The sequence below is a fragment of the Cellulomonas aerilata genome (assembly GCF_007991755.1).
In the GTDB taxonomy this organism is placed as follows: Bacteria; Actinomycetota; Actinomycetes; order Actinomycetales; family Cellulomonadaceae; genus Pengzhenrongella; species Pengzhenrongella aerilata.
In genome coordinates this window covers 113,848-140,686 of record NZ_BJYY01000019.1, presented here as the reverse complement: position 1 = coordinate 140,686, position 26,839 = coordinate 113,848, and the positions used below count along the sequence as shown (strand labels likewise).

At 74.1% G+C, this 26,839-nt stretch carries 20 protein-coding genes; 3 read left to right on the top strand and 17 right to left on the bottom strand.

The genetic code is table 11. The features are described 5' to 3' along the window. Positions 1-12: 12 nt before the first annotated feature. The 7 genes from CAE01nite_RS15775 to CAE01nite_RS15745 all read right to left on the bottom strand — a co-directional run bounded on the left by CAE01nite_RS15775 (position 13) and on the right by CAE01nite_RS15745 (position 9,187). Positions 13-1,551 carry an FAD-dependent oxidoreductase gene (locus CAE01nite_RS15775; protein WP_146906470.1) on the bottom strand — a complete coding sequence of 513 codons (1,539 nt, stop codon included), beginning with the start codon at positions 1,549-1,551 and terminating at the stop codon, positions 13-15. Beyond that, positions 1,548-3,404, bottom strand: coding sequence for an alpha-galactosidase (locus tag CAE01nite_RS15770; protein ID WP_246131264.1), 1,857 nt, complete (start codon positions 3,402-3,404; stop codon positions 1,548-1,550). The genes CAE01nite_RS15775 and CAE01nite_RS15770 overlap by 4 nt, the downstream gene beginning before the upstream one ends. Before the next feature lie 121 nt (positions 3,405-3,525). Beyond that, entirely contained in the window at positions 3,526-4,452 is a 927-nt protein-coding gene (locus tag CAE01nite_RS15765; RefSeq protein ID WP_146906466.1) for a carbohydrate ABC transporter permease, read from the bottom strand. After that, positions 4,449-5,411, bottom strand: coding sequence for a carbohydrate ABC transporter permease (locus tag CAE01nite_RS15760; protein WP_146906464.1), 963 nt, complete (start codon positions 5,409-5,411; stop codon positions 4,449-4,451). Before CAE01nite_RS15760 ends, CAE01nite_RS15765 begins: the two co-directional genes overlap by 4 nt. A gap of 3 nt (positions 5,412-5,414) precedes the next feature. After that, positions 5,415-6,800 carry an ABC transporter substrate-binding protein gene (locus tag CAE01nite_RS15755; RefSeq protein WP_146906462.1) on the bottom strand — a complete coding sequence of 462 codons (1,386 nt, stop codon included), beginning with the start codon at positions 6,798-6,800 and terminating at the stop codon, positions 5,415-5,417. A 359-nt stretch (positions 6,801-7,159) separates the two neighbouring features. After that, positions 7,160-8,794, bottom strand: coding sequence for an FGGY-family carbohydrate kinase (locus tag CAE01nite_RS15750; RefSeq protein ID WP_186816621.1), 1,635 nt, complete (start codon positions 8,792-8,794; stop codon positions 7,160-7,162). 69 nt (positions 8,795-8,863) lie between these two features. Further along, positions 8,864-9,187 (bottom strand): hypothetical protein, encoded by a 324-nt coding sequence (locus tag CAE01nite_RS15745; protein ID WP_146906459.1) that lies wholly within the window; start codon positions 9,185-9,187, stop codon positions 8,864-8,866. 327 nt (positions 9,188-9,514) lie between these two features. On the opposite strand from CAE01nite_RS15745, the gene CAE01nite_RS15740 reads away from it, so the two are divergent. After that, positions 9,515-10,426 (top strand): Gfo/Idh/MocA family protein, encoded by a 912-nt coding sequence (locus CAE01nite_RS15740; protein ID WP_146906457.1) that lies wholly within the window; start codon positions 9,515-9,517, stop codon positions 10,424-10,426. A 54-nt stretch (positions 10,427-10,480) separates the two neighbouring features. Here the strand turns inward: CAE01nite_RS15740 and CAE01nite_RS15735 are convergent, their stop codons facing one another. Then, positions 10,481-11,107, bottom strand: a complete 627-nt coding sequence (locus tag CAE01nite_RS15735; RefSeq protein ID WP_186816625.1) for a DNA-3-methyladenine glycosylase I — start codon at positions 11,105-11,107, stop codon at positions 10,481-10,483. 170 nt (positions 11,108-11,277) lie between these two features. On the opposite strand from CAE01nite_RS15735, the gene CAE01nite_RS15730 reads away from it, so the two are divergent. Continuing rightward, positions 11,278-11,736 (top strand): DUF6098 family protein, encoded by a 459-nt coding sequence (locus CAE01nite_RS15730; protein WP_146906453.1) that lies wholly within the window; start codon positions 11,278-11,280, stop codon positions 11,734-11,736. Positions 11,737-11,802: 66 nt separating this feature from the next. Here the strand turns inward: CAE01nite_RS15730 and CAE01nite_RS15725 are convergent, their stop codons facing one another. The 3 genes from CAE01nite_RS15725 to CAE01nite_RS15715 form a co-directional block, all read right to left on the bottom strand. After that, entirely contained in the window at positions 11,803-14,061 is a 2,259-nt protein-coding gene (locus CAE01nite_RS15725; protein ID WP_222595954.1) for a SpoIIE family protein phosphatase, read from the bottom strand. Next, complete coding sequence (locus CAE01nite_RS15720; protein WP_146906451.1) at positions 14,058-14,861, bottom strand: alpha/beta fold hydrolase; 804 nt, start codon at positions 14,859-14,861, stop codon at positions 14,058-14,060. The genes CAE01nite_RS15725 and CAE01nite_RS15720 overlap by 4 nt, the downstream gene beginning before the upstream one ends. A 126-nt stretch (positions 14,862-14,987) precedes the next feature. Next, the gene (locus tag CAE01nite_RS15715; RefSeq protein WP_146906449.1) at positions 14,988-15,218 is read right to left on the bottom strand and encodes a hypothetical protein; all 231 of its coding nucleotides are present in this window, start codon (positions 15,216-15,218) and stop codon (positions 14,988-14,990) included. Between the two features lie 207 nt (positions 15,219-15,425). On the opposite strand from CAE01nite_RS15715, the gene CAE01nite_RS15710 reads away from it, so the two are divergent. After that, positions 15,426-16,001 (top strand): Dps family protein, encoded by a 576-nt coding sequence (locus tag CAE01nite_RS15710; RefSeq protein WP_146906447.1) that lies wholly within the window; start codon positions 15,426-15,428, stop codon positions 15,999-16,001. 100 nt (positions 16,002-16,101) lie between these two features. Here CAE01nite_RS15710 and pyk read toward each other — a convergent pair whose 3' ends face one another. The 6 genes from pyk to trpB all read right to left on the bottom strand — a co-directional run bounded on the left by pyk (position 16,102) and on the right by trpB (position 26,812). After that, entirely contained in the window at positions 16,102-17,535 is a 1,434-nt protein-coding gene (pyk, locus tag CAE01nite_RS15705) for a pyruvate kinase (RefSeq protein ID WP_146906445.1), read from the bottom strand. A 90-nt stretch (positions 17,536-17,625) separates the two neighbouring features. Then, positions 17,626-19,101, bottom strand: coding sequence for a glutamate synthase subunit beta (locus CAE01nite_RS15700; RefSeq protein WP_146906443.1), 1,476 nt, complete (start codon positions 19,099-19,101; stop codon positions 17,626-17,628). Continuing rightward, a complete protein-coding gene (gene gltB / locus CAE01nite_RS15695; protein ID WP_186816620.1) occupies positions 19,094-23,656 on the bottom strand; it encodes a glutamate synthase large subunit in 4,563 nt (1,520 codons plus the stop codon). The genes CAE01nite_RS15700 and gltB overlap by 8 nt, the downstream gene beginning before the upstream one ends. A 152-nt stretch (positions 23,657-23,808) precedes the next feature. Beyond that, a complete protein-coding gene (gene lgt, locus CAE01nite_RS15690; RefSeq protein WP_246131263.1) occupies positions 23,809-24,726 on the bottom strand; it encodes a prolipoprotein diacylglyceryl transferase in 918 nt (305 codons plus the stop codon). Beyond that, the gene (trpA, locus tag CAE01nite_RS15685) at positions 24,723-25,550 is read right to left on the bottom strand and encodes a tryptophan synthase subunit alpha (RefSeq protein ID WP_146906439.1); all 828 of its coding nucleotides are present in this window, start codon (positions 25,548-25,550) and stop codon (positions 24,723-24,725) included. Before trpA ends, lgt begins: the two co-directional genes overlap by 4 nt. Continuing rightward, positions 25,547-26,812, bottom strand: a complete 1,266-nt coding sequence (trpB, locus tag CAE01nite_RS15680) for a tryptophan synthase subunit beta (protein WP_371862909.1) — start codon at positions 26,810-26,812, stop codon at positions 25,547-25,549. The genes trpA and trpB overlap by 4 nt, the downstream gene beginning before the upstream one ends. Between the last annotated feature and the right edge of the window lie 27 nt (positions 26,813-26,839).

Here is a 26,839-nt window from a genome sequence, read left to right as displayed (position 1 = left end):
CCGGCCGGCCCGTCAGAGGGCGAGGACCTGACCGGCGTCGCGCAGGCGGTCCTGCAGGGTCGCGACGTCGACGGCCTGCACCGCCCGGCCGCCAGCGACGGCTGCGGCGGCGGCAAGACCGGCCGCGTGCCCGAGCATGCCGTACTGCACCTCCATCCGGACCGACGAGAACGCGACGTGCGAGGCCGACAGGCACACCGGCACCAGCAGGTTCGTGCAGTCGTCGTACCGCGGCACGATCGACCGGTACCCGATCGCGTACGGCGGCACGGGCACCGACAGGTACCCCTCCGTGACCACCGTCGGCGTCGGACCGTCGAACTCGTGCACCCACCGCCAGGTGCGCTGCACCTCGCGCACGTCGAGGTTGTACGACCCGAGCGCGACGACGTCGTGCTGCCGGCGGCCGGCCACGACGTCGTGCTCGGTGAGCACCCGCTCGCCGAGCATGCGGCGCGCCTCGCGCACGTACAGCTGGTGCGGCAGGTGGCCGGTGTCCGCGAACTCGTCGCGCGGCAGCCCCCACCGCTGCACCTCGGCGCGGACGTGGGCCGGCACGGCCGGGTCGTGCGACAGGAACCACAGGAGGTCCTGCGCGTGGTGCAGGTGGTGCCGGCGGAGCTCGTCGCGCCGCCCGGGCGACGCCTCCGGGTACTCCCACGCGGCGCCGTCGAGCACGCTGAGGGACAGCGGCCCGAGGGAGTTCGCGTCGCACTTGCCGTGCGGCAGGTTCGGCTCCAGCCCCAGCAGCTGCCCGGCGACGACCTCGGTGCCGGTCCGGCGCCACTGCGCGAACAGCCGGCGTCCCAGCTCCCAGTACTCCTCGTCGTAGCCCGCACGACGCTCGAACGGCAGCCGGTCGGCCGCAGTGGTCAGGCACACCCGGTACCCGTACGACATCACCCCGCCGTCGCCGCGCCCGACGTCGACCATCGGCCCCGGCCTGACCTGCGGCAGCACCCGACCGACGACCCCGGGCGGCGGGTCGTCCGCGAACGGGGAGACCCACGGCGGCATGGCGTGCCTGCCCGGGGCGAGCTCCTGCCGGCCGGCGAACCGCTCCCCGTGCAGCGCGCGGTCCTCGCGGCCGACGGCGTAGGGCACACCGGCCAGCGCCATGACGTCGCCCTCGTAGCCCGCGTCCACGACGACGCCCGCCCCGACGCGCTCCCCGGTGACCGTCGTGAGCTCCTCGATCCGCGCGTCCCGCACGTCGACGGCGACCACCCGCTGCCCGAACCGGACGTCCACGCCGGCGCGGTCGAGCCATCGGGTGAGGACCTCCTCGGCGACGTGCGGCTCGGGGCCCGCGTAGGTCCCGACCGGGACGCCGTAGCTGTCGGCGACCTCCTGCCGGAAGCGGGCCGGCATCCCGCCGACCACGCGCAGGTCCCCCAGGTCGGTGTAGCCCAGCCCCCCGGACGTCATCCCGCCGACGTGCCGTCCGGGCTCCAGCAGCACGACGCTGGCCCCGGCGCCGGCGGCGGCCACCGCGGCGCACACCCCGGCGAAGGTCGCCCCGTGCACGACGACGTCCGCGGAGAGGGTCACGGCCGCACGCCCTGTGGTGCGGGACCGGCGGTGCGGGTGAGGCCGGCCCGGTACTGCGCCCAGGTCCGGGCGACCAGCGCGAGGTCGTCGTCGGTCAGCGGCTCCCCCGTCCGGTCGATGCGCTCGGCGTAGTACAGCGCCGGGACCCCGAGCCCGGCCTGCGCGCGCACGTAGTCGCGCCACTGCGACCGGGTCGGCATGGGCCACTGGTCGGTGTCGACGAGGTGCCCGGGCAGCGCCGCGGTCGCGACCCTGTGCCGGAACCGGAGCTGGTCCGCGACCGCCACCGGGCCCTGCAGCGGGTTGCGCTCCAGCACGTCGTTCAGCCGCACCATGTCGCACACGTCGGCGAACCCCGGGTGCGGGGTGTGCGTCACGACCAGGGCGTCCGGCTTGGTGCCCTTGGCCGCCCGGTAGAGGGCGTCGAGCAAGGTGTGCACCCCCGCGATCCCCCAGACCGGGTGGCGTGCCGCGCCCGGCTCCGTGTCGGTGTGCGCCCGCAGCGAGCGCCCCGCGGGCGCCCGCTGGGTGAAGTCGACCTTGAGGCCGTCCGCGTCCAGCCCGTCCGGGCCCAGCAGGCGCGCGACGGTCCGGGCGAGGGTCCGGCGGTGCACCGGGTTCCCCGGGTCGACGCAGACCGGGCGACCGGTCACGTCGGTCACGCACTCCTCGGCCGGGAGACCGGTGCAGTCCCAGGCCTTCCACCACAGCAGCACCCGCTGACCCGCGGCATGGCGGTCGGCGATCCAGCCCCGCAGGTCCGGCCAGCGGTCGAGGTCCGGCTCCGCGGTGCCGTACCGGTCCTGCCAGCGGTCGTCGACCACGATCGTGCCGGGCACGACGCCGTGGGCGGCGAGGTGGCCCAGCAGCTCGTCGTAGACGTCCTGGCGGGCCAGGTCCGGGGCGATCGGCAGGCCGGGCGGCGGGACGGCCGGGCCCAGGTCCTGCAGAGAGTACGGGTGGCTCGGCGGCTCGCCGGGCATCGGCGCCCGGGCGCACTGGGCTCCCCAGCCGCAGAAGATGGGCTCGGACCACCAGCGCGCCGCTGGGTGCTGCGGACCGTCCGCCGCGAACCCGCGCGCGACGTGGTCCGCGCGGTGGTCGCGCAGGGCGGTCCACGGGTCCGCGGCGGGTCGCAGGACGAGCGCCGGGGTGGTCAGCTCGCCGTCCACCCGGGTGTGGCCGTCGTAGTCGAGCTCGAGGTGGAAGCCGCCGTCCAGCGGGGCGTACCGCAGGGTGGTGAAGGTCAGGTCGGCCACGGGCGCGACCACCCCGACCGCGAGCCACCCGCCGTCCGGGACCGACGTGGGGCCGCCTGCGGGCCCCCGACCGAGCACCAGGCACAGGGGTGGCGGGGAGAAGACGGCGTTCAGCCGGCCGGCGGTGGCGTCGCCGACGACGCCGAGGCTCACCGCGGACGCGGCCGGGCGGACGACCTGGACGGGCTCGGTGGGCGTCGGGTCGAAGACCGACAGGTACTCGATCGAGGACCGGAAGCTGCCGCAGGCGCCGGACAGCAGGACCGCCCGTCCCCCGAGCAGGCGCGTCTCGGCGAGCACGCCGTGCCCCCGGACCGTCACCTGGAGCTCGATGCGGTCCGGCAGGCACCGCAGCCGCACCGTCCGGGCGTCCCAGGCGCTGCTCCGCGTCGTCAGCAGGACGTCCACCGCGTCCGAGCCGTCGTCCGCGCGGACGACGACCGGCACCGCCGGACCCAGCGACTCGTCGGCGACGTCGGTCCGGTCCACCGAGGCCAGCAGGCTCAGGTGCGACCACAGCCGCCCGTCCGGGTCGGCCAGGATCGCCCGGGGCGGGTTCGCGCGGACCTCGAGGAGGTAGGCGGGTGCCGTCACGGTCACCGTCCCCGGTCGCGCGCTGGTGACCTGCACGCCAACGTCCCCCGTCCCTGGACCACGAACCGGCCCGGCCCGAACCGGCCCGGCCCTGTCCAGCCGGCCGGCCGTCAGCCCGCCGTCAGCCCTTGCTCCCGGTCGTGGCGATGCCCTCGACGAAGTGCTTCTGCCCGAGGAAGAACAGGATCACCATCGGCAGGGTCGTGAGGACGCCGGCCGTGACGATGATCTCCCAGCGGAACTCCCCGCCGAACCCGAACTGGTCCACGAGCGTCTTCAGGCCGCGCGGGATCGTGAAGGTCTCCGGGTCGCGCAGGTAGATGAGCGGACGCATGAGGTCGGTCCACGCCGCCTGGAACTCGAACAGGAGGGTCACGACGATCGCCGGCTTGGTGAGCGGCAGGGCGATCTGGGCGAAGATCCGCCAGTTGTTCGCCCCGTCGATGCGCGCCGCCTCGAACAGCTCGCGCGGGAGCCCGAGGAAGAACTGACGCAGCAGGAAGATGTAGAACGCGCTGCCGAACAGGTTCCCGGCCCACAGCGGGTACAGCGTCCCGGTGAGGCCCAGCGCGTTCCAGATGAGGAACGTCGGGATCATCGTCACCGCGCCGGGCAGCATCATCGTCGCCAGCACGAGCCCGAACACGGCGTTGCGGCCGGGCCACCGGAAGTACGAGAACCCCCAGGCGACCAGCGAGCTGGAGATCGTCACCGTGAGCGCGGCCAGCACCGTGACCAGCAGGGTGTTGCCGAGCCACAGCAGCATCGGCGCCTCCTGCCAGACCTGCACGTAGTTGTCCAACGTGAAGGTCTTCGGGATGAGCCGGTTGTCGAACACCTCGGCGCGGGTCTTGAACGAGGCCGAGACGAGCCACACGAACGGGTAGATGAAGACGACCGTGCAGGCGCTCAGCGCGAGCAGCACCAGGACGCGCCCGGGTGTGATCCGCTTGCTGCGGTCCCGTCGCACGCCGCCCGCGTTCGCGACCACGGCGGCGCGCCCCACGTTGTCGCGCTGCTGGGCCTCGCTCTCGATGCTCGCGGTCATCGCTGCTCCCCCTCGTAGTAGACGAAGCGCTTGGAGACCCGCAGCTGGACGAGCGTGATGACGAGGATGATCACGAACAGCACCCAGGCGAGCGCGGAGGCGTAGCCCATGTTGAGGAACTCGAAAGCCTCGCGGAACAGGTAGATCGAGTAGAACAGCGCCGCGTCGTTGCTGTACGTCGTGTTCCCCGAGCCGAAGTACGCGGTGTACGCCTCGGTGAAGGACTGCAGCGCGTCGATCGAGTTGATGATGAAGACGAAGAACAGCGCACCGCTGATCATCGGGACGGTGATCAGCGTGGTCTTCTGCCAGAAGTTCGCGCCGTCGACCTTCGCGGAGTCGTAGAGCTCGGCGGGCACGTTGCGCAGCGCGGCCAGCAGGATGATGACCGAGGAGCCGACCGACCACAGGCTCATGAGGATGAGCCCGGGCTTGATCCAGTTCGGGTCGGTGGTCCACGCCGGACCGTCGATCCCGACGAGGCCGAGCACCCTGTTGATCAGGCCGCTCTGGCCGTTGAACAGCAGCAGGAGCAGGACGCCGATGGCGACCGGGGGCGTCATGCGCGGGAGGAAGAACGCCGTCCGGAAGAAGCCCGACGAGCGTCCCGCCTGGTTCAGCAGCAGGGCCAGGGCCAGCGACACGAGGACCTGCAGCGGCACCTGGATGATCGCGAAGTAGAAGGTGTTGCCGATGGCCAGCCGGGCCGTCTCGTCGGAGAACAGCGTGCGGTAGTTCTCCAGACCCACGAAGTTCGGGGCGTTGAAGACGTCGTAGTCGGTGAGCGACAGGTAGCCGCTGTAGAGCACCGGCCACAGGGTCAGGACGAGGAACCCGACGAGCCAGGGGCTGATGAACAGCAGGGCCGCGCGGGTGTCGCGGCGCGTGTTCCTGCGCTGCGCCTGACGCGCCCGGCTGGTGCCGAGCGCGTCAGGCGGCGTCTGCGTCGTGGCGGCCACGACCTATCCCTGCTCGTCGTCCCAGGTGGCCCACGCCTCGTCGAGCGCGTCCTGCGCCTCCTGCTGCCCCTGGTCGAGGGACTCCTGCGCGCTCGCCTGGCCGTTGAGGACCCGGTTCACCGCGTCCTGCCAGGCCGTCTTGAACTCGGCGTCGGCCGGGTTGGCGGGCAGCGAGAACGCGGCGTCGTTCGCCTCGTACATCGCGTTGATCGCGGAGATCCACGGCTCCGGGGCGTCCGCCGGGACCATCTCGCGGATCTGCTCGTCCGCGTCCTGGTTGCCGGTCAGCAGACCGGTGAACAGCTGGCCGCTCTCGGCGCGCAGGTCCACGCGGGCCTGCGCGGCCTTGAGCCACGAGTCGGTCTGCGTGATGACCTTCATCAGCCGGCAGGCCGCCTCGGGGTTGGCGCTGTCGGCCGGGATGGCCCACGCCGAGCCGGTCGCGTAGGACAGCGTGTTGCCCTCGCGGTCCTTGACGGTGTCGAAGGCCATCGGGGCGGTCGGGGAGTTCTCGTTCAGCACGTTGATGTACCAGTGCTCCATCGGCATCGCGCCGAGGGTGTTCGTCGCGAACTGGTTCTCGGCGCCGAAGAAGTCGGCGGTGTCGCGGTACGCCTTCACCGCGCTGAAGCCGCCCTGCCGGTCGTAGATGTCGACGGCCCACTCGAGCGCCTCGACGACCTTGGGGTCGTTGACGTTCGCGGTGCGCCCGTCCTCGGAGAGCAGGTCGACCCCGTTGGCCTTGGCCCACAGCGGCAGGAACTCCGGCAGCTTGCTGTCGACGCCGATGGTCTGCAGGCTCCCGCCGTTGCCGACGGTCATGGCCTGGGTGGCGGCCGTCATCGCGTCCCAGTCGGACCCGTTGACGTCCTCGATGGTCAGGCCCGCGGCGGACAGCAGGTTCGCGTTCGCCATCGTGACGATGATCCCGTTGAACTCCGGGATGCCGTACACCTGGTCGTCGAAGGTGACCTGGTTCAGCGCGCTCTCGCGGTACTGCGAGGTGTCGATCCCCTCGCCCTCGATGCAGCTGTCCAGCGGGACGATCGCCCCGCGGGAGGCGAAGGTGCCGATCTGGTCGCGGTTGGCGTAGACGATCTCCGGCGGGTCGCCCGCGGCCACCGCGGACAGGAACTGCTGGATGTCGAGGTCGCCCTCGACGAGCTGGACGTCGACGTCGGGCATCGCGGCCTTCGCCTCGTCGAGGCGCACCTCGCCGATCTCGTCCCCCGCGCCGAACCCCATGATCGACAGCTCGCCGCTCACGTCCGCCGCCGAGTCGAACTCGGTCTCGTCGCTCGCCTCGCTGCCCGTCCCGGACGCACAACCGGTGAGCGCGAGACCCGCGGCGACGGTGAGGGCGGACCAACGCCAAGGTGCTCTCTTCATTGCATCGTCTCCAGCCGGTGTGAAGGGCCCCGTCGGGAGCCCCTGAGGTGTTCACCGGTCCGGTCGGACGCGGCTCACGAGTTGCGCGCCATCTTCACCGGAGAACGGTCCGACCTGCGCTCTGGCGCGCCGGGACCGTGTCCGAAGCTGGCGTCATCGCCCGCTGAGAACGTAACCACACCTCCTACGGCGGTCAACCGCGGGCAACGACACGATTCGGACACGCCGGGCGCCGGTGCCGGCCGGCGCCCGCTCCGCGAGCGGGGCCGGGGCTTCCGGACGGCCGGGCGATCGCGTCGAGGGTCGGCGCCGGAGCCGGCGGGGGCGTGGGCACCGGAACCGGAACCGGGTGGGTCCGGTCATCGGGTCCCGTCGGGTCGTGCGGGTCCGGTCGCCGCGGGGCCGGTCGCGGCGCGGACGAAGCGCTCGGCGACGGCGTCGTAGGGCCCGGCGTCGACCGGACGCGGGAGCACCTGCACCGGCAGGCGCAGGGCGCCTGCCGGAACGAGCCCCAGCCGCTCGGCGGCGAGCAGGGCGGCGCCGGTGGCGACGGGCTCGGCGGCGGTCACGAGGTGGACGTCGGCCGCGGTCACGGCCGCCTTGAGGTGCATCCACACGGTGCTGGTCGCCCCGGCGCCGCCCAGGACGAGCAGCGGCCGCACCGGGCCACCGCGCGGGTCGCCACCCGGGTCCCCCGTCCCGGCGCGGGCCAGGCGCTGCTGGACGTCCAGCATCCACCGCGCCTGCAGGGCCAGGCCCTCGAGCATCGCCACCGTCGACCGCGCTGCCCCGGCCGGGACACCGGTCCCCGGGACGGGGGCGAGCACCCGCCCGGTGACGTCCCGGTCGCCGTCGTCGAGCACCCGCACCCGGGCGGCCGGGTCCGGGACCGGTGACTGACGCCCGGACGGGTACGGCAGCACGAGCAGGCCGGTCGGGGCAGCCGGCAGCGCGTCCCCGCCAGGGAGCGCCGCCGCCAGCGCGTCCGAGACGGTCCGCCCGGGCAGGACGGTCTCCAGCCACCACCGGACCATCCCGCCGGCCGCGGGTGAGCCGGACACCACCGCCTCGTGCGCGCCGGTCACCGTGCGCACGAGGCTCATGCCCTGCGCGGCCACCGCGGCCCGGTCGACCGGTCCCCCGAGCACGGTCGTCACCGCCTCCGCGGTCCCCACGGAGTCCGCGCGGTCCCCCGGCGCGCGCATCCCGGCGGCCCAGGAGCCGACCGGGTGGTCGTGGCCGGCGACGACCACCGGCGTCCCGGCGGCGAGCCCGGCCGCGACGAGGTCCGGGTGCACGACGACGCCGGCCGCCTCGCCGGGACGGGCCACGACCGGCAGCTGCTCGGGTCGCAGCCCCACGGCGGCGAGCAGGTCGGGGTCGAACCCGTCCGGCGGCGACTCCCCCGACGCCGGGAGCCGGTAGGCCATGGTCCGTCCGGCCAGCGTGTGGTCGGTCACCAGGCGCCCGGTCATCGCCCAGCACACGAGGTCGGCCGCGCCGGCCCACCACGCGGTCCGCCGCCAGACGTCGGGCCGGGTGCGTCGCAGCCACGCCCACGTCACCAGCGGCACCTTCGCCGAGGGTCGCACGCCGGTGGCCGCGAACAGCGCGTCGCGGCCGAGGTCACCGGTCAGCGCGTCCGCGTCCCGCGTGCCGCGCCGGCTTTCCCACCGCAGCAGCGGGGTGAGCGCGCTGCGGTCCGCGCCGAATGCCGCGCCCGTCTCGGCCATCGACGCGATCCCGACCGCGTGCGGCGGGGCGTGGCCGTCCAGGACCGCCCGGACCAGGTCGACGACGACGCGCACGAGGAAGTCCGGGTCCGCCGGCGTCGGGGCTGCACGGACGGCGACCTCCGTGAGCGTGCCGGCCCCCGCGTCGGCGCTCACCAGGACGGCCTTGACGTTGGTGCTGCCCACGTCCAGGCCGAGCACCGGCACCGGCCCCGGCACGGCACCCGTCCCCGGCCCCGCGCGCCCCGTCCCGTCCCGCACACCGGCAGTCTGTGCGGATCCGCCGGCCACGACCACCCCGCGAGGCGGTCGCCCGGCGGCCGGCGACGCTCAGGCGGGCGGTGGCCCGGGCTGCGGACCGGTGACGTCGTCCACCGGTGGGGTCACCAGCGCCTCGAAGGCGTCGTCGGTGTTCGTGTCGATGATGACGCCGCCGAACTCCTCGGTGTGGCGGCGGACGCTCTCCACGACCGAGCGTGCCGCGCCGTCGCCGAGCACGGTGCTGCGGATGTCGCAGCTCAACCCGGAGCCGCCCGCGTGCTGCAGGTGGCGCATGAGCTGCTGGAACGCTGCGGCGTTGTGGACGTCCAGCCGTCCGGTGACCACCACGTGCAGCGCCGAGACGCCGGCGTCGAGCTCGAGCCTGATCTCCATGGGTGACCTCTCCGCGCTCGTCGGGCGCACCCCGGCGGGCACGCTGCCCGCACCGCCCGCCCACGTCCCGCGACGCCGTGAGGGCTGTGGCTCCTCGGCACCCGTGGGCACCGGAGCGATGTCCGGCCCGGAGGGGGCCGGTCGATCCCTCCCCAGCATAGGGAGGGGGCCCGACCTGGCAAGGACCTGCCCGGACGTGCCCGGACCTGCTCGGACCTGCCCGGACGTGCCGGCGCCTCCCAGCGCCGGCCACGGCGTGCCGGGACCTACCCTGTCCCCGCCGGCCAGGACCCGCCTGTCCCCGGCCACCGAGGGAGCGGGGCACGCATGCGCGTCGGGATCATCGGGCTCGGGGACATCGCCCGCAAGGCCTACCTGCCGGTCCTCGCGGCCACCCCCGGCGTCACGCCGGTGCTGGTGACCCGCAACCCCACGACGCTGGACGACGTCGGCGGTGCGCTGCGGGTGCCGGACCGCTTCACCTCCGTCGACGACGCCGTCGACGCCGGCCTGGACGCCGCGCTGGTGCACACCCCGTCGGACACCCACCCCGCGATCGCCGGGACCCTGCTGCGGGCCGGCGTCCCCGTGCTCGTCGACAAGCCGCTGGCGACGGACGCGGGCGCCGCGCGCGACCTCGTGGCGCTCGCCGAGCGCACCGGGACGTCGCTGACGGTCGGCTTCAACCGCCGGTTCGCGCCCGCGGTGGCCGAGCTCGCCACCTGGGACGACCGCGACGTCGTCGTGCTGCACAAGCACCGCGCGCACCCGCTGGGGCCCGCGCGCGCGATGGTGTTCGACGACTTCATCCACGTCGTCGACACGCTGCGGTTCCTCGTGCCGTCCTCGCTCGGGGACCTCACGGTGTCGGTGCGCACCACCCCGGACGGGCTCTGCCGCCGGCTCGCGGTGCAGTTCACCGGGTCGGGGCGGCTCGCCGTGGGCGTCATGAGCTGGACGGCCGGCACGGCGCACGAGCTGCTCGACGTCGTCGGCGACGGGCGCCGGCGGCAGGTCACGGACCTGGCCGACGTCGTCGACCTCGCCCATGGAGAGCGGCTCGTGCGGCGCGACGGGTGGGCGCCGGCGACCCGGCTGCGCGGGTTCGACGCGATGTGCGCGCACTTCCTGGACGCCGTCCGGTCCGGTCGCCGCCTGGACGCGACCGACGCCCTGGTCACCCACGAGCTGTGCGAGCGCGTGGTGCGCGAGGCGGAGGCCGACCCGGCCGAGGGCTGACGCCACGGCAGCACCCGGTTCGGCGGCGGCGGGAGCGGGTGGGGCACGCCGCCGTCAGGCGCCGGGCGGCCACACCCCGGACGTCCCGCGACGGTGGCTGCCCAGCAGGTGCGTGTCGACGATCCCGACCGCCTCCATGAGCGCGAACATCGTCGTGGGCCCGACGAACGCGAACCCGCGGCGGCGCAGCTCCTTCGCGAGCGCGACCGACTCCGCCGACCGGGTGGGGACGTCGGCCGCCGTGGCGGGCGCCGGCGTGCGCTCGGGGCGGAACGACCACACGAGGTCCACCAGCCCGCCGTCGGGTCGCAGCGCGACGGTCGCGCGCGCGTTGGCCAGGGTCGCGAGGATCTTCGCCCGGTTGCGCACGATCCCCGCGTCGGCCATCAGCCGGGCGACGTCGTCGGCGTCGTACGCGGCGACGACGTCGGGGTCGAACCCGTCGAACGCCTCGCGGAAGGCGGGCCGCTTGCGCAGGATCGTCGCCCACGACAGCCCGGACTGGAACGCCTCCAGGCTCAGGCGCTCGAACAGCCCGCGCTCGTCGGTGACCGGCATGCCCCACTCGGTGTCGTAGTACTCGCGCAGCAGCGGGTCGGTGGCCGCCCACGCCGGGCGCGCGAGCCCGTCGTCCCCGACGACGACGCCGGACCCGGGCGACGGGACGGCGGGTGTCGTCACGGCGGGTGTCGTCACGTCGGGTGTCGTCACGGTGGGTGTCGTCACGGCGGGGACCGGCGGTGTCACGGCACCAGTGTGCGGTCCGCGCGCGTCGGGGAGCCTCGACGGCGCGCGGATGCCCGACGGGACGCGCGGGCGCACCCTGGACGCAGACGACCGGGAGGACCCGCATGACGCTGCCCACGATCTCCACGCTCGACGACCTGGCGGAGCTGGTGCGCCAGGACGGCGGGGACGCCCAGGACCTGTTCGTCCGGTGGTCGCAGGGCCCGGACGTCGACCTGGACGAGCAGTCCCTCGGCCGGAGCCGCGACGCGCTGACCGGCATCCCGCTGCCCGGGATGTCGGCCAACTCGCTGCGCGTGGAGGAGTGGTGGGGCGACCGGCCTCTGGACCTGTGGGTGGCCCGCCGGCTGTACGACTACCGGCACCTGCGCGACCTGCGGGGCCCCGGCGTGCGGGCGTGGATCCTGCGGGGGCGCGAGTGCAGCCGCGGGCCGGACAACGAGCCGCTGGTGGTCGACGCCGTCCCCGTCGCCTGGGTCGACGACGCGGTGCTCGAGCAGGGCGAGCGGCTGGTGGAGGACCAGCGCTCGCCCGAGTGGGGGTCGCTGGACCGGCGCGGCTGACGACCGGTCGGCACGGGCCGCGCCCCACCCGCGCCCCAGCCGCGCCGCGGTGGTCGGCCGCGGTGGTCAGACGAGGGGCCGGCGCAGGGCGAGGAGCGCGACGTCGTCGCTGCGCTGCTGCCCGACGAGCTCGGTCAGCAGCAGGTCGCACAGCGAGTCGGGGTCGTGCGCCAGCCCGGTCGCCGCCACGCGCACCAGCCGGTCCAGCCCGACGGACAGCGACTCGGACCGCTTCTCCACGAGCCCGTCGGTGTAGAGCAGCAGCGTCGCCCCGGGCGGCACGGTCCCCGACCACTCCGGCGTGGGTCCGATCCGCACACCGAGCAGCGTCGTGCCCTCGACCGGCAGCAGCCGGGCGCCGGCGGCGTCCACCAGCAGCGGACGCGGGTGCCCGGCGGACGCCAGCCTGACCTCACCGGTGGCCGGGTCGAGCCGGCCGAACACCGCGGTCGCCATCCGCTCCAGCCCCAGCACCGGCCAGCTCGCCTGCAGCCGGTCCACGACCTGCGCGGGCCCGGCGCCGTCCGACATCAGCGCCCGGTAGACGCTGCGGATCTGGCCCATCGTGGCGGCCGCGGTCAGGTCGTGCCCGACGACGTCGCCGACGGCGAACGCCACCGACCCGTCGGCCAGGGGCAGCACGTCGTAGAAGTCCCCGCCCACGTCCGCGTACAGCGACGCAGGCAGGTAGCGCACCCCCAGCTCGAGCCCGGGGATCGGCGGGGGCTGCGGCGGCAGCAGGGCCGCCTGCAGGGCGTGCGACGCCCGGTACTCCACGTCGAACCGCTCCGCGCGGGCCGCGACCAGCGCCACCTGCTGCGCCAGCTCACGCGCGAGCTCGACGTCCTCCCGCGTGAACTCCGGGCGCTCGGGGCCCTCGGCGAACGTGATGACCCCGAGCATCCGGCCCTCGGCGAGGAGCGGGACGGCGACGAACCCCGCGAACCCGGTCGCGAGCGCGAGGTCGAGGTGCCGCTGGTCGCGGGTCGCCCCCCGGAGCCACTCCACGTCCACGCGGGGCTGCCACAGCACCTCACCGCCGGCCAGGGCCAGCGCCGCCGGGGAGCCGTCGCCCAGCACCGGCGCGTAGTCGCGCACCACCTCGTCGACCAGTGGCTGGAGCGCGGGGTCGCCGTGCCGACCGACCATCCGGACCGGGCCGGCGTCGGTGACGATGTCGATGAGGCAGATGTCGGCCAGCTCGGGCACGGCCACCTCGGCGAGCCGCTCCAGGGTGTCCCGGAAGTCGGTCGCGGCCGCCAGCACGGTCGCGGCCCGCAGCAGGAACGCCGAGCGTCGCGCCCCGGCCGCCTCGCTGTCGCGCAGGCTGGCGCGCTCGAGCGCCTGCCCCGCCTGGCGGCCGAGGGTGCCGAGCAGGCTCTGGGCCGTCTCGGTCAGGTCGCGGCCGGGCGGCAGCTCGACCGCGAGCACCCCGAGGGACCGGCCATGGGCCACGAGCGGCACGAGTGCGAGCCGGCTCACCCCGGGTGTCGTGGTGACCGGCTCGAGCCCGAGGGCCCAGGTCCCCTCGCCGGGCGGGTCCACCACGTGCACCTCTCCGTCCCGGGCGGCCGCGGCGTGCGGGAGCGAGGAGTCCAGGCCGATCCGGCGGACGGCTGGCGGCTCGACGCCGGTCCACGCGACCAGCGCGAGCGTGTCACCGTCGGGACCGTCGGGACCGTCAGGACTGGTGGGACCGCCGGGACCGGGGTCCGGGGCCCCGGACGCGCCCGGCCGGGTCAGCCAGACCGTCGAGCCGCGGGCCGCCAGCGCCGGCCCGGCGGCGGAGGCCACCACGTCGACCACCTCGGTGGAGGTCGCGGCCGCCGCGAGCCGCTCGACGACCTCCTGCAGGGCGCGCATGCGGGACTCCGACGCCTCGGCGCTGCGTCGGGCCGCCAGCAGGTCCTGCTCGTAGCGGCGCCGGTGCGTCGCGTCGAAGACCGTCGTCCGGACCAGGTCCGGTCCCCGGCCCTCGCCGGACCGGCGCACCGCGCTGACGAGCACCGGCAGGGTCGTGCCGTCCGCCCGGACGACCTCGAGCGCAACCTCGCGCACCTGGCCCTGCATGCGCAGCAGCGGCGCGTAGTGCGTCTCGTGGTAGATCCGGCCGCCGACGGTCAGCAGGTCGGAGAACCGCCGCAGGCCCACCAGGTCCTCGCGGCGCAGGCCGGTCCAGCGCAGGAAGGTCTCGTTGACCCGGACGAGCGTGCCGTCGTCCGTCATGGTCAGGTACCCGCACGGGGCGTCGTCGTAGAGCTCGGCGAGCGACTCGTCCGGCAGGACGGTGGCGTCGGGGCGCTGGGTGGGCGGGGTGCCGGTCACGCGAGCCCCGCCAGGTACGCGCGGATCGCCGCGATCGTCTGCTCGGGTGCGCTCAGGTGCGGGGTGTGGCCGACCGTGTCGAGCACCGTGAGGGTGCTGCCGCGCACGTGCTCGTGGACGTAGGCGCCCACCGGCGGCGGTGCGATGGCGTCCTCGCGGCACTGCAGGACCAGGGTCGGCACCCGCACGGCGTCCAGGTCGGCACGGTTGTCCGACCGGAACGTCACCTCGGCGAACTGACGCGCGATCCAGGGGTCCGTCCGGCAGAAGCTGTTCGTCAGCTCCTCCCCCAGCTCGGGCCGGTCCGGGCGCCCCACGATCACCGGCGCCATCTGCGCGGACCAGCCCAGGTAGTTGCTGTCCATGGAGTCCAGCAGCGCGTCGATGTCCGCCGGGGTCATCCCGCCGACGTAGTCGACGTCGTCGACGTAGCGGGGTGAGGGCGAGACCATCACCAGCGCCGCGAACAGCTCCGGAGCACGCGCCACGGCGAGCACGCCGATCATGGCGCTGACCGAGTGCCCCACGAGCACCACGTCGGTCAGGCCCAGCTCGCGGCAGAGCTCCACCACGTCGTCGGCGTAGCCCTCCAGGGAGGCATGCCGGACGGGGTCGTAGGCGCGCAGGTCCGACGACCCGGCACCCAGGTGGTCGAAGACCACCACGCGGTGGTCCACCTCGAAGTCGGGCGCCACGAACCGCCACATCGCCTGGTCGCAGCCGAACCCGTGCGCGAACACCATGGGCCGCCCCGACGGGACGCCGGTCACGCGCGCATGGTGCCGCTCGGCCGCAGACATGGGGCGAGAGTACGCAGATGGGCCGCCCGGACCCAAGGCACCCGCCGGTCCGGCGGACGCCCCGCCCGGGTCCGGGCCGCGTGGAGGCCGGACAGGTCCGGTGCCGGACCGGCGTGGGACCCTCGGTCAGAGGCGGTCCGGGTCGTCCCAGGACTCGCCGGCCAGCTCGTGCTGGTGCCACTTGGCCTCGGTGTCGGCCAGGGACCGGGGGCCGTCCTCGGGGTGGCCGCCGGAGCGGACGTCGTCGCCGGGCTCGGGCTGGGCGTCGGCGATCCCCCCGGCGTTGGTGCCCTCCGGCTCGACGAGGTCGCCGTCGTGCGCGTCGGTGTCCGCGGGTTCGGGGATGGGCGTGGTCATGGCCTCTGTCCTACCCCGTCCGGCGTCGCCCCGCATCCCTCAGGGCGCGCCCGGCGCCGCCCCCGGCCGGTCGCACGGGGCCCGTGGGCGAGGGGTGCGGTCCCGGCGGCCCGACGGGCGCCGCGCGGCCGGGTGGGAAAGGATCGGTGCCGTGGGTCCCCGCGGGGGCCCGACCTGAGCACGTGATCCACCGACCGGAGGACCGCCATGACCGATCTCCCGAAGTTCACCGTCCCGGGCCTGAGCACCCAGGACGCCGCGACCATCGCCGACGCCCTGCAGGGCCGGCTGCACGCCCTCAACGACCTTGCGCTGACGCTCAAGCACATCCACTGGAACGTCGTCGGACCGCACTTCATCGCGGTGCACGAGATGATCGACCCGCAGGTGGACGCCGTGCGCCTCATGGTGGACGCGATCGCCGAGCGCATCGCGACCCTCGGCGCCGAGCCGCAGGGCACGCCCGGCGCGCTCGTGGCGGCCCGCAGCTGGGACGACTACTCCATCGGCCGCGCCGGCGCGATCGAGCACCTGGGCGCGCTGGACGTCGTCTACCAGGGCGTCATCTCCGACCACCGCAAGGCGGCGAAGGAGGTCGACGACCTCGACGACGTCACCCACGACCTGCTGGTGGCGCACCTGGCCGAGCTCGAGCTGTTCCACTGGTTCGTCCGGGCGCACCTGGAGAGCTCCGGCGGGACGCTGAGCACCGACGGCGCCACCGGCGAGAAGGACTCCGCGCAGCAGGCCGGCGAGACGGCCCAGCTCGGCACCACGGAGTAGCGCTCGACCGGCACCGACCGACGGCCCGCCGGACGCGGGACGGCCGAAGCCCCCGGGACCCATGAGGTCGCGGGGGCTTCGCCGTGCTGCGGCAGGTGCGTCAGGCGGTCTTCGCGCCGGACGCCTCCTCGCCGATCTTGTGCACGAGGATCGAGTTGGTCGTGCCGGCGACCCCGACCGGGGCACCGGAGACGACCACCACGTAGTCGCCCAGCTCGGCCAGGCCGTTGGCGCGCAGCGTCTGGTCGACCTGAGCCACCATCTCGTCGGTGGAGCCGACCTGGGCCACCTCGAAGCTCTGCACGCCCCAGCTCAGCGAGAGCACGTTGCGCACGGTGGTGACCGGGGTGAACGCGAGCAGCGGGATCGGGGACCGCAGGCGCGACATGCGGCGCGCGGAGTCACCGGACTGCGTGAACGTCACGAGGAACTTCACGCCGACGATCTCGCCGACCTCGGCCGCGGCCCGGGTGATCGCGCCACCGCGGGTGTGCGGGGTCGAGCCGAGCGGCGCCATGCGCTCCCGGCCGAGCTCCTCGGTGTTCTCGATGATCCGCGCCATCGTGCGCACGGCCTCGATCGGGTACTCGCCCACGCTGGTCTCGCCGGAGAGCATGACGGCGTCCGCCCCGTCCAGCACGGCGTTGGCGCAGTCCGACGCCTCGGCCCGGGTGGGACGGGGTGCGGAGATCATGGACTCGAGCACCTGCGTCGCCACGATGACCGGCTTGGCGTTGCGGCGGGCGAGCTCGACGGCGCGCTTCTGCACGAGCGGGACCTGCTCGAGCGGCAGCTCCACGCCCAGGTCGCCGCGGGCGACCATGATGCCGTCGAACGCGTCGACGATCTCGACGAGGTTCTCGACCGCCTGCGGCTTCTCGATCTTGGCGATGACCGGGATGACCCGGCCCTCCTCCTCCATGATCCGGCGGACGTCGGCGTAGTCGGCCGCGCTGCGCACGAACGACAGCGCGATGAGGTCGGCGCCGATCTGCAGCGCCCAGCGCAGGTCGGACTCGTCCTTGTCCGACATGGCGGGCACGGAGACGGCCACGCCGGGCAGGTTGATGCCCTTGTTGTTGGAGACGGGGCCGGGGACCTCGACGCGGGTGACGACGCGGGGGCCCTCCACCGCGGTGACGCGCACGAGCACCCGGCCGTCGTCGATGAGGAGCGGGTCGCCGACACGCGCGTCGCCCGGCAGGCCCTTGTGCGTGGTGGAGACGAGCTCCTTGGTGCCCGGCACGTCCTCGGTGGTGATCGTGAAGACGTCACCCTCGGCCAGCTCGTGCTTGCCCTCGGTGAACCGGCCGAGGCGGATCTTGGGGCCCTGCAGGTCGACGAGCACGGCCACGGACCGGCCCGAGGCCTTCGCCGCGGCGCGCACGTTGTTGTACACCCGCTCGTGCACCTCGGTGTCGCCGTGGCTGCGGTTCAGCCGCGCCACGTCCATGCCGGCGTCGACCAGCGCCTGGATCTGCTCGGCGGACTCGGTCGCGGGTCCGATGGTGCACACGATCTTCGCTCTACGCATGGCTCCAGCCTATGTCGGGGTCGTCGGAAGGGTCCGTCCGGGCGCCGTCGCGGGGCCGGGACGGTCCCGGCCCCTCGCGACGGCGGCCGGCTACGGGTGCAGCGAGACGGTGCTCGCCGTGATGGGGGTGGGCAGCTCGCTCTCGCCGCCCGAGAGGTAGGCGTCGACCGACGCCGCGGCGGCGCGGCCCTCGGCGATCGCCCACACGATGAGGGACTGCCCGCGGCCGGCGTCCCCGGCGACGAAGACCCCCGGCAGGTTGGTCGCGTAGTCGTCGCTGCGGGCCACCACGCCGCGCGGGGTGACCCCTGCGCCGGCCTGGGCCGCAAGTGTGTCGGTCTCCGCGCCGGTGAAGCCCATCGCGATGAGGACGAGGTCGGCCGGGATGTCGCGCTCGGTGCCGCCGGCGGGGACGCGTCGTCCGTCCGGGAGGTACTCCGTGCGGGCCACCCGCAGCGCGGTGACGCGCCCGTCGGACCCCTGGAACGACACGGTGGACGCGAGGTAGTCGCGCTCGCCGCCCTCCTCGTAGGACGTGGAGACCTCGAAGACGGTCGGGTCCATGGGCCACGGCTGGTGCGCGGGACGCTCGGTGGGCGGCTGCTTGCCGATCGCGAGGGTGGTCACGGACGCGGCCCCCTGGCGCAGCGCGGTGCCGACGCAGTCCGACCCCGTGTCCCCGCCGCCGATGACGATGACGTGCTTGCCCTGGGCGGTGATCTGGTCCGGGACGTCCCGGCCGGCCACGACGGCGTTCGCCTGGTGCAGGTACTCCATCGCCGGGTGGATGCCGGCCAGCTCGCGACCGGGCAGCGGCAGCTCGCGCGGGACCTGGGCGCCGGTCGCGACGACGACGGCGTCGTACCGGGCGCGCAGCTGCGGCCAGGTGATGTCCTTGCCGATCTCCACCCCGGGACGGAACCGCGTGCCCTCGGCGGACATCTGCGCCAGCCGGCGGTCGATGACCCCCTTGTCGAGCTTGAAGTCCGGGACGCCGTAGCGCAGCAGGCCGCCGATGGCGTCGTCGCGCTCGTAGACCGCGACGGTGTGGCCCGCGCGGGTCAGCTGCTGGGCGGCGGCCAGGCCGGCCGGGCCGGAGCCGACGACGGCGACCGTGAAGCCGGTCAGCCGCACCGGGACCTGCGGGGTCACCAGCCCACGCCAGAACGCCTCCTCGGCGATGGTGACCTCGACGTTCTTGATGGTCACCGGGTCCTGGTTGATGCCCAGCACGCACGCGGACTCGCACGGCGCCGGGCAGATCCGACCGGTGAACTCGGGGAAGTTGTTGGTCGCGTGCAGCCGGTCGATCGCGTCGCCCCACTGCCCGCGCCGGGTCAGGTCGTTCCAGTCCGGGATGAGGTTGCCCAGCGGGCAGCCCTGGTGGCAGAACGGGATGCCGCAGTCCATGCAGCGCCCGGCCTGCCGCTTGACCAGGCCCTCCTCGTCCGGGTTGTCCAGGCGGTACTCGTGCACCTCCCGCCAGTCCATCAGGCGGATGGGCACGGGACGGTTGGCGGGGAGCTCGCGCTCCCGCACCTTCAGGAAACCGCGGTGGTCAACCACGGGACACCTCCAGGATGTGCTCCCACACGCCGGGCTTGGTCGCGTCGAGGCCCTCGGCCTCGGCACGCGCCATCGCGACGGTCATGCGGGCGAACTCGGTGGGCAGCACGCGCGTGAAGCGCGCGCGCAGGGCAGCGGTGTCGGCCAGCAGCTCGTTGGCCAGCGGCGACCCGGTCTCCTCGTGGTGCCGGCGCAGCAGCGCCTCCACCGTGACGAGGTCGGCGTCGTCCAGCGGGTCGAGCAGCAGCTCGCCGGCCGCGAGGGCGGCCCCGTTGACCGCGCCGGGGCGCAGGTCCAGCACGTAGGCGGTGCCACCGGACATCCCGGCCGCGAAGTTGCGTCCGGTCCGCCCGAGCACCAGCACCGTGCCGCCGGTCATGTACTCGCAGCCGTGGTCCCCCACGCCCTCGACGACCAGCGTGGCCCCGGAGTTGCGCACCCCGAACCGCTCGCCGACGACGCCGCGCAGGAAGATCTCCCCCGACGTCGCGCCGTAGCCGATGACGTTGCCCGCGATGACGTCGCCGTCGCCGAGCTGGGCGTGCCGGTCGGGGCGGACGACGATCCGGCCGCCGGACAGGCCCTTGCCGACGTAGTCGTTGGCGTCGCCGTACAGCCGCAGCGTCACGCCGCCGGGCAGGAACGCGCCGAGGGACTGGCCGGCCGAGCCGGTCAGCGTGACGTCGATGGTGTCGGCGGCCAGCCCGGTGCTGCCGTACCGCTTGGTCACCTCGTGCCCGAGCATCGTGCCGACGGTGCGGTTGACGTTGCGGATCGGCAGGTCCACGCGGACCGGCTCGGCCCGCTCGAGCGCGTCGGCCGACAGCGCGATGAGCTGGTTGTCCAGCGCCCGCTCCAGGCCGTGCTCCTGCCGGCGCCGCTGCTTGAGCGACGCGGGGTCCGCATCCGGCCTGGTCAAGACGGGACCGAGGTCGAGGCCGTCCGCCTTCCAGTGCGCGATGGCACGCCGCGCGTCCAGCACGTCGACCCGGCCCACGGCCTCGTCGACGCTGCGGAACCCGAGGGCGGCGAGGTACTCGCGCACCTCCTGGGCGATGTACTCGAAGAACGTCACCACGAACTCCGGCTTGCCGGTGAACCGGGCACGCAGCTCGGGGTTCTGGGTGGCGACGCCCACCGGACAGGTGTCCAGGTGGCACACCCGCATCATGATGCAGCCCTCGACGATCAGCGGAGCGGTCGCGAAGCCGAACTCCTCGGCGCCCAGCAGGGCGGCGATCACGACGTCGCGGCCGGTCTTCATCTGCCCGTCGACCTGCACGACGATCCGGTCCCGCAGGCCGTTGAGCACGAGCGTCTGCTGGGTGTCGGCCAGGCCGATCTCCCACGGGCCGCCGGCGTGCTTGAGGGACGTCAGCGGGCTCGCGCCGGTGCCGCCGTCGTGCCCGGAGATGAGGACCACGTCGGCGTGCGCCTTGGACACCCCGGTGGCCACGGTCCCCACGCCCACCTGGCTGACCAGCTTGACGTGCACGCGCGCCGCCGGGTTGGAGTTCTTCAGGTCGTGGATCAGCTGGGCGAGGTCCTCGATGGAGTAGATGTCGTGGTGCGGCGGCGGCGAGATCAGCCCGACACCGGGGGTGGAGTGCCGCGTCGCGGCGATCCACGGGGACACCTTCGGGCCGGGCAGCTGCCCGCCCTCACCGGGCTTGGCACCCTGCGCCATCTTGATCTGCAGGTCGTCGGCCGACGTCAGGTAGTCCGAGGTGACCCCGAACCGGCCCGACGCGATCTGCTTGACCCGGCTGCGGCGCTCGGGGTCGTGCAGGCGCGCGGGGTCCTCCCCGCCCTCGCCGGAGTTCGACCGCCCGCCGAGGCGGTTCATCGCGATCGCGAGGGTCTCGTGCGCCTCGGCCGAGATGGAGCCGTAGGACATCGCGCCGGTGTTGAACCGCTTGACGATCTCGCTGACCGGCTCCACCTGGTCGACCGGGATGGCCGGTCGCGCGCCGTCGCGGAACTGCAGCAGCCCGCGCAGGGTCATCAGGCGCTGGGACTGGTCGTCCACGCGACGGGTGTACTGGCGGAAGACGTCGAACTGGCGGGTCCGCGTGGAGTGCTGCAGCCGGAAGACCGTCTCGGGGTCGAAGAGGTGCTCCTCGCCGTCCCGGCGCCACTGGTAGTCCCCGCCCTCGGCGAGGCGCTGGTGCGGCTGGCGATTGCCGCTGCGCGGGTACGCGTCGGCGTGCCGCGCGGCGACCTCGGCCGCGATGACGTCGAGCCCGACGCCGCCCAGCCGGCTGGTGGTGCCGGTGAAGTAGCGCCCGACGAAGTCCTCCGACAGGCCCAGCGCCTCGAACACCTGCGCGCCGCGGTAGGAGGCGATCGTGGAGATCCCCATCTTGCTCATGACCTTGAGCACGCCCTTGCCGAGCGCCTTGATGAGGTTGGCGACCGCCTTGGGCGGCGTGACGTCGAGGTAGCCGGACTTGGCCAGGTCCTCGACGGACTCCATGGCCAGGTACGGGTTGACCGCCGCGGCGCCGTAGCCGATGAGCGCGGCGACGTGGTGCACCTCGCGCACGTCCCCGGCCTCGACGACCAGCGACACCCGGGTCCGGGTGCGACGGCGCAGCAGGTGGTGGTGGACCGCGCTGACCAGGAGCAGCGACGGGATCGCGGCGCGGTCGGCGTCGCCGTCGCGGTCCGACAGCACGATGAAGCTGACGCCGTCGTCCACGGCGCGGTCGACGATCGCGAAGATCTCGTCCAGGCGCTCCTGGAGCGCCGCACCTCCGCCCGCGACCCGGTACAGGCCGCGCACGGTGATCGCCTTGAACACGCCGGCCAGCCGCGGGTCGCGGTGCACGCGCGCGATCTTGGCCAGCTCGTCGTTGTCGATGACCGGGAACGGCAGGAACAGCTTGCGGGCGTGCTCGGGCGCGTCGTCGAGCAGGTTCGGCTCGGGACCGATGGCCCCGCCGATGCTCGTGACCAGCTCCTCGCGGATGGCGTCCAGCGGCGGGTTGGTGACCTGGGCGAACAGCTGCGTGAAGTAGTCGAACAGCAGCCGCGGGCGCTGGGACAGGACGGCGACCGGCGTGTCCGCGCCCATCGCGCCCAGCGGCTCCGCGCCGGCGTTGGCCATCGGGGTGAGCAGGACCTTGAGGTCCTCCTCGGTGTAGCCGAACGCCCGCTGGCGGCGGCGGACCGACGCCGAGGAGTGCGCCACGTGCTCGCGCTCCGGCAGGTCGGACAGCGCGACCTTGTTCTCCCGAACCCACTGGGCGTACGGGCGCTGCGCCGCGAGCTGGGCCTTGATCTCGTCGTCCTCGACGATGCGGCCCGCGCCGGTGTCCACCAGGAACATCCGGCCGGGCTCCAGCCGGCCCTTGCGCACCACGGTCGCCGGGTCGATGTCCAGCACGCCCGCCTCGGACGCCAGCACGACCAGACCGTCCTCGGTGACCCAGTACCGGCCAGGGCGAAGGCCGTTGCGGTCCAGGACCGCCCCGATGAGGGTGCCGTCGGTGAAGTTCAGGCAGGCCGGGCCGTCCCACGGCTCCATGAGCGTGGAGTGGTACTCGTAGAACGCGCGGCGGGCCGGGTCCATCTCGGCGTGGTTCTCCCACGCCTCGGGGATCATCATCAGCACCGCGTGCGGCAGCGAGCGGCCGCCCAGGTGCAGCAGCTCCAGCACCTCGTCGAAGGTGGCCGAGTCGCTCGACCCCTCGCTGACGACGGGCAGCAGGGGCCCCAGGTCCCCGAGCCTGTCGCTGGACAGGGTGGACGTGCGGGCGGCCATCCAGTTGCGGTTGCCCTTGACGGTGTTGATCTCCCCGTTGTGGGCGATCATCCGGAACGGCTGGGCCAGCGGCCAGGACGGGAAGGTGTTGGTGGAGAAGCGCGAGTGCACCAGGGCGAGCTCGCTGGCGTAGCGCGGGTCGGACAGGTCCGGGAAGAACGGCTCGAGCTGGCCGGTCGTCAGCATCCCCTTGTAGGTCAGCGTGCGCGCCGACAGGGAGGCGAAGAAGATGCCCTGCTCGTGCTCGGTGCGCTTGCGCAGCCGGTAGGTGCGACGGTCCAGGTCGACGCCGTGCAGCTCGCGGGACGGGTCGGCGACGACGAGCTGGCGGAACACGGGCATGGACGCCCGCGCGGTCGGCCCCACCAGGTCGGCGGTGACCGGCACGTCGCGCCACGCCAGGACGTCGAGCTTCTCCTCCGCGGCGATCTCCTCGATCGCCCGCACGGCGGCGGCCTGCCCGGCCTCGTCGACGGGCAGGAACGCCATCCCGATCGCGTAGAACCCGGCCGGCGGCAGCTCGGCGTCGACGACGTCGCGGACGAACGCGTCCGGGATCTGGGTGAGGATCCCGGCGCCGTCACCGCTGTCCGCCTCCGCGCCGACGGCGCCGCGGTGGTCGAGGTTGAGCAACGCGGTGAGCCCGGCGTCGACGATGTCGCGTCCGGGCGTGCCGCGCAGCGTCGCCACGAAGGCGACCCCGCAGTTGTCGTGCTCGTTCGCGGGGTCGTAGAGACCCTGGCGCGGCGGAGCGACGAGCGCAGCGGAGTGCGTCGACGACGAGGGCATAGAAACCGTCCTCACAGGGAGTCCCGATTGCCACGGGGGCGGGTGGGGGAACTGGGGGAAACGGCGGGACGTCGTCGGCCCGGGCGTGTGGCGACGATACATGCCGGGAACAGGCTCCCCGCACGTCGTCTCAGCCGGCTCGCGTGCACCCGTCAGGTGGTGGGCTCCGCGGCCTGCTGGTGGTCGTCCCGGGCCGGCCCCCGAGATCGGGGTCGGTCCAGGTCGAGAGTCGTCTCGCGCCCCGGATGACGGCGGCCGAGCACCAGGAAGAATATCAGCGCGACCAGCCCCACGATGAGGGACGTCCAGACGTTCAGCCGCAGCCCGAGGACCTGCTCCGCGGGGTCGATCCGCAGCCACTCGATCCAGAGCCGGCCCACCGTGTAGGTCAGGACGTACAGCCAGAACACCCGCCCGTGGCCCAGCCGGAGGCGGCGGTCGAGCCGGACGATCAGCACCGCGCCGGCGAGGTTCCACAGCAGCTCGTACAGGAACGTCGGGTGGAACAGCGTCCCGGCGTCGTACCCCGTGGGGAACGTCACGCCGGTGGGGTCGATCTCCAGCCCCCAGGGCAGCGTCGTCGGCCCCCCGAAGAGCTCCTGGTTGAACCAGTTGCCCAGCCGGCCGATCGCCTGGGCGACGAGCAGACCAGGCGCGAGCGCGTCCGCGAACGGGGCGAGCCGCACGCCCTGGCGCCGGCAGCCGATCCAGGCACCGACCGCGCCGAGGGCGATCGCGCCCCAGATCCCCAGGCCGCCCTCCCACACGTACAGGGCCCGCACGGGGTCGCCGCCCGGCCCGAAGTACGCGTCCGGCGAGCTGAGCACGTGGTAGACCCGCCCGCCGACGATGCCGAACGGCACGGCCCAGAAGGCGATCTCCAGGACGGTGTCGTCACCGCCCCCGCGGGCGACCCAGCGCCTGGTCGTCAGCCACAGGGCGGCCGCGATGCCGGCGAGGATCGCCAGCGCGTACGCGCGCACCGGGAACGGGCCCAGGTGCCAGACCGACTCCGGCGGGCTCGGGATCGCCGCGGGCAGCAGGCCCGTCCCCGGGACCGCGAGCCTCAACGGGGGACGCGGACGGCGCGGCGCACGCCGGCCGACAGGTCGGCCGCGACCGCGGCCACCGCCTCCAGCCCCTGCGCGGGGCCTGACGCGCGCACGAGCGGGCCGACGAAGGCGGAGCCGACGATGACGCCGTCCGCGTAGGCGGCGACCTGCTCGGCCTGCTGCCCGGTGGACACCCCGAGACCGACGCAGACCCGCTCGGCGCCGGCCGCGCGGGTGTCCGCGACGAGGTCGGCGGCCCGGTCCCCCAGGGACGTCCGCTCCCCGGTGACCCCCATGGTCGAGGCGGCGTAGACGAAGCCGCGCGAGGCGGCCGCGGTGGACGTGAGGCGCTCGGGGGTGGAGGACGGCGCGACCAGGAACACCCGGTCCAGGTCGTGCGCGTCGGACGCGGCGATCCACTCGCCCGCCTCGTCCGGGATGAGGTCGGGGGTGATGATCCCGGCGCCGCCGGCCGCGGCGAGGTCGCGCGCGAAGCGGTCGACGCCGTAGCGCAGGATCGGGTTGAAGTAGCTCATGACCAGCACCGGCGCACCGGTCGCGGCGATGCCCTCGACCGCGCCGAACACGTCGCGGACCCGCACGCCGCCCGCCAGGGCGCGCTCTACGGCGTCCTGGATGACGGGGCCGTCCATGACGGGGTCGGAGTACGCGATGCCCAGCTCGATGACGTCGACGCCGGCCTCGACCATGGCGACGGCCGCGGCGACGGAGCCCGCGACGTCCGGGAACCCGACCGGGAGGTAGCCGATCAGCGCCGCGCGACCCTCGGCGCGCAGGGCGTCGAGGCGCTCCCCGGACCGGTTCCGCGAGGGGGCGCTCACTTCTCCTCCCCCGGGATCTCGGCGACGTTGGCCGCCGGGTCGTCGTCCAGCATGCCGAACCAGCGCGCCGCGGTCTCCACGTCCTTGTCGCCGCGCCCGGACAGGTTCACCAGGATCACCGCGTCCGGGCCGAGCTCCCGGCCGAGCTGCATGGCGCCGGCCAGCGCGTGGGAGGACTCGATGGCGGGGATGATCCCCTCCGTCCGGCACATCACCTTGAACGCGTCCATCGCCTGGGCGTCGGTGATCGGCCGGTACTCCGCGCGGTGGATGCTCGCCAGCCACGAGTGCTCGGGCCCGACGCCGGGGTAGTCGAGCCCCGCGGAGATGGAGTGGCTCTCGATCGTCTGGCCGTCCTCGTCCTGCAGGAGGAACGAGCGGGCGCCGTGCAGGACGCCCGGGGCGCCGGCGGTGATCGTGGCGGCGTGCCGCCCGGTCTCCACGCCGTCGCCGCCGGCCTCCAGGCCGATCAGCCGCACGGACGCGTCGTCGAGGAACGCGTGGAAGATGCCGATCGCGTTCGACCCGCCGCCGACGCACGCCGCGACGGCGTCGGGCAGCCGCCCCACGAGGTCCAGCACCTGGGCGCGCGCCTCCTCGCCGATGATCCGCTGCAGGTCCCGGACCATGGCCGGGAACGGGTGCGGGCCGGCGACCGTGCCGAAGACGTAGTTCGTCGTCTCGACGTTGGTCACCCAGTCGCGCAGCGCCTCGTTGATCGCGTCCTTGAGCGTGCGCGAACCCGTGGTCACCGGGATGACCTCGGCGCCGAGCAGACGCATGCGGGCGACGTTGAGCGCCTGCCGGCGGGTGTCCTCCTCGCCCATGTAGATCACGCAGTCCAGGTCGAAAAGCGCGGCGGCGGTCGCCGTGGCGACGCCGTGCTGCCCGGCGCCCGTCTCGGCGATGACGCGCGTCTTGCCGATGCGCTTGGTGAGCAGCGCCTGGCCCAGCACGTTGTTGATCTTGTGCGACCCGGTGTGGTTCAGGTCCTCGCGCTTGAGGATGACCCGGGCACCGCCCGCGTGCTTCGCGAACCGCGGCACCTCGGTGATGATGCTCGGCCGGCCGGTGTACGTCCGGTGCAGGCGGGCGAGCTCGCCGGTGAAGCCGGGGTCGACCTTGGCCTTCTGGTACTCGGTGTCCAGCTCGTCCAGGGCCGCGATGAGCGCCTCGGGCACGAAGCGGCCGCCGAAGTCCCCGAAGTACGGGCCCTCGAGCGTGGCGAGCGAGTCTGCGATCGACCGGTCGGGGTGGTCCACCGGTGGTCTCCTTCTGATGGGATCAGT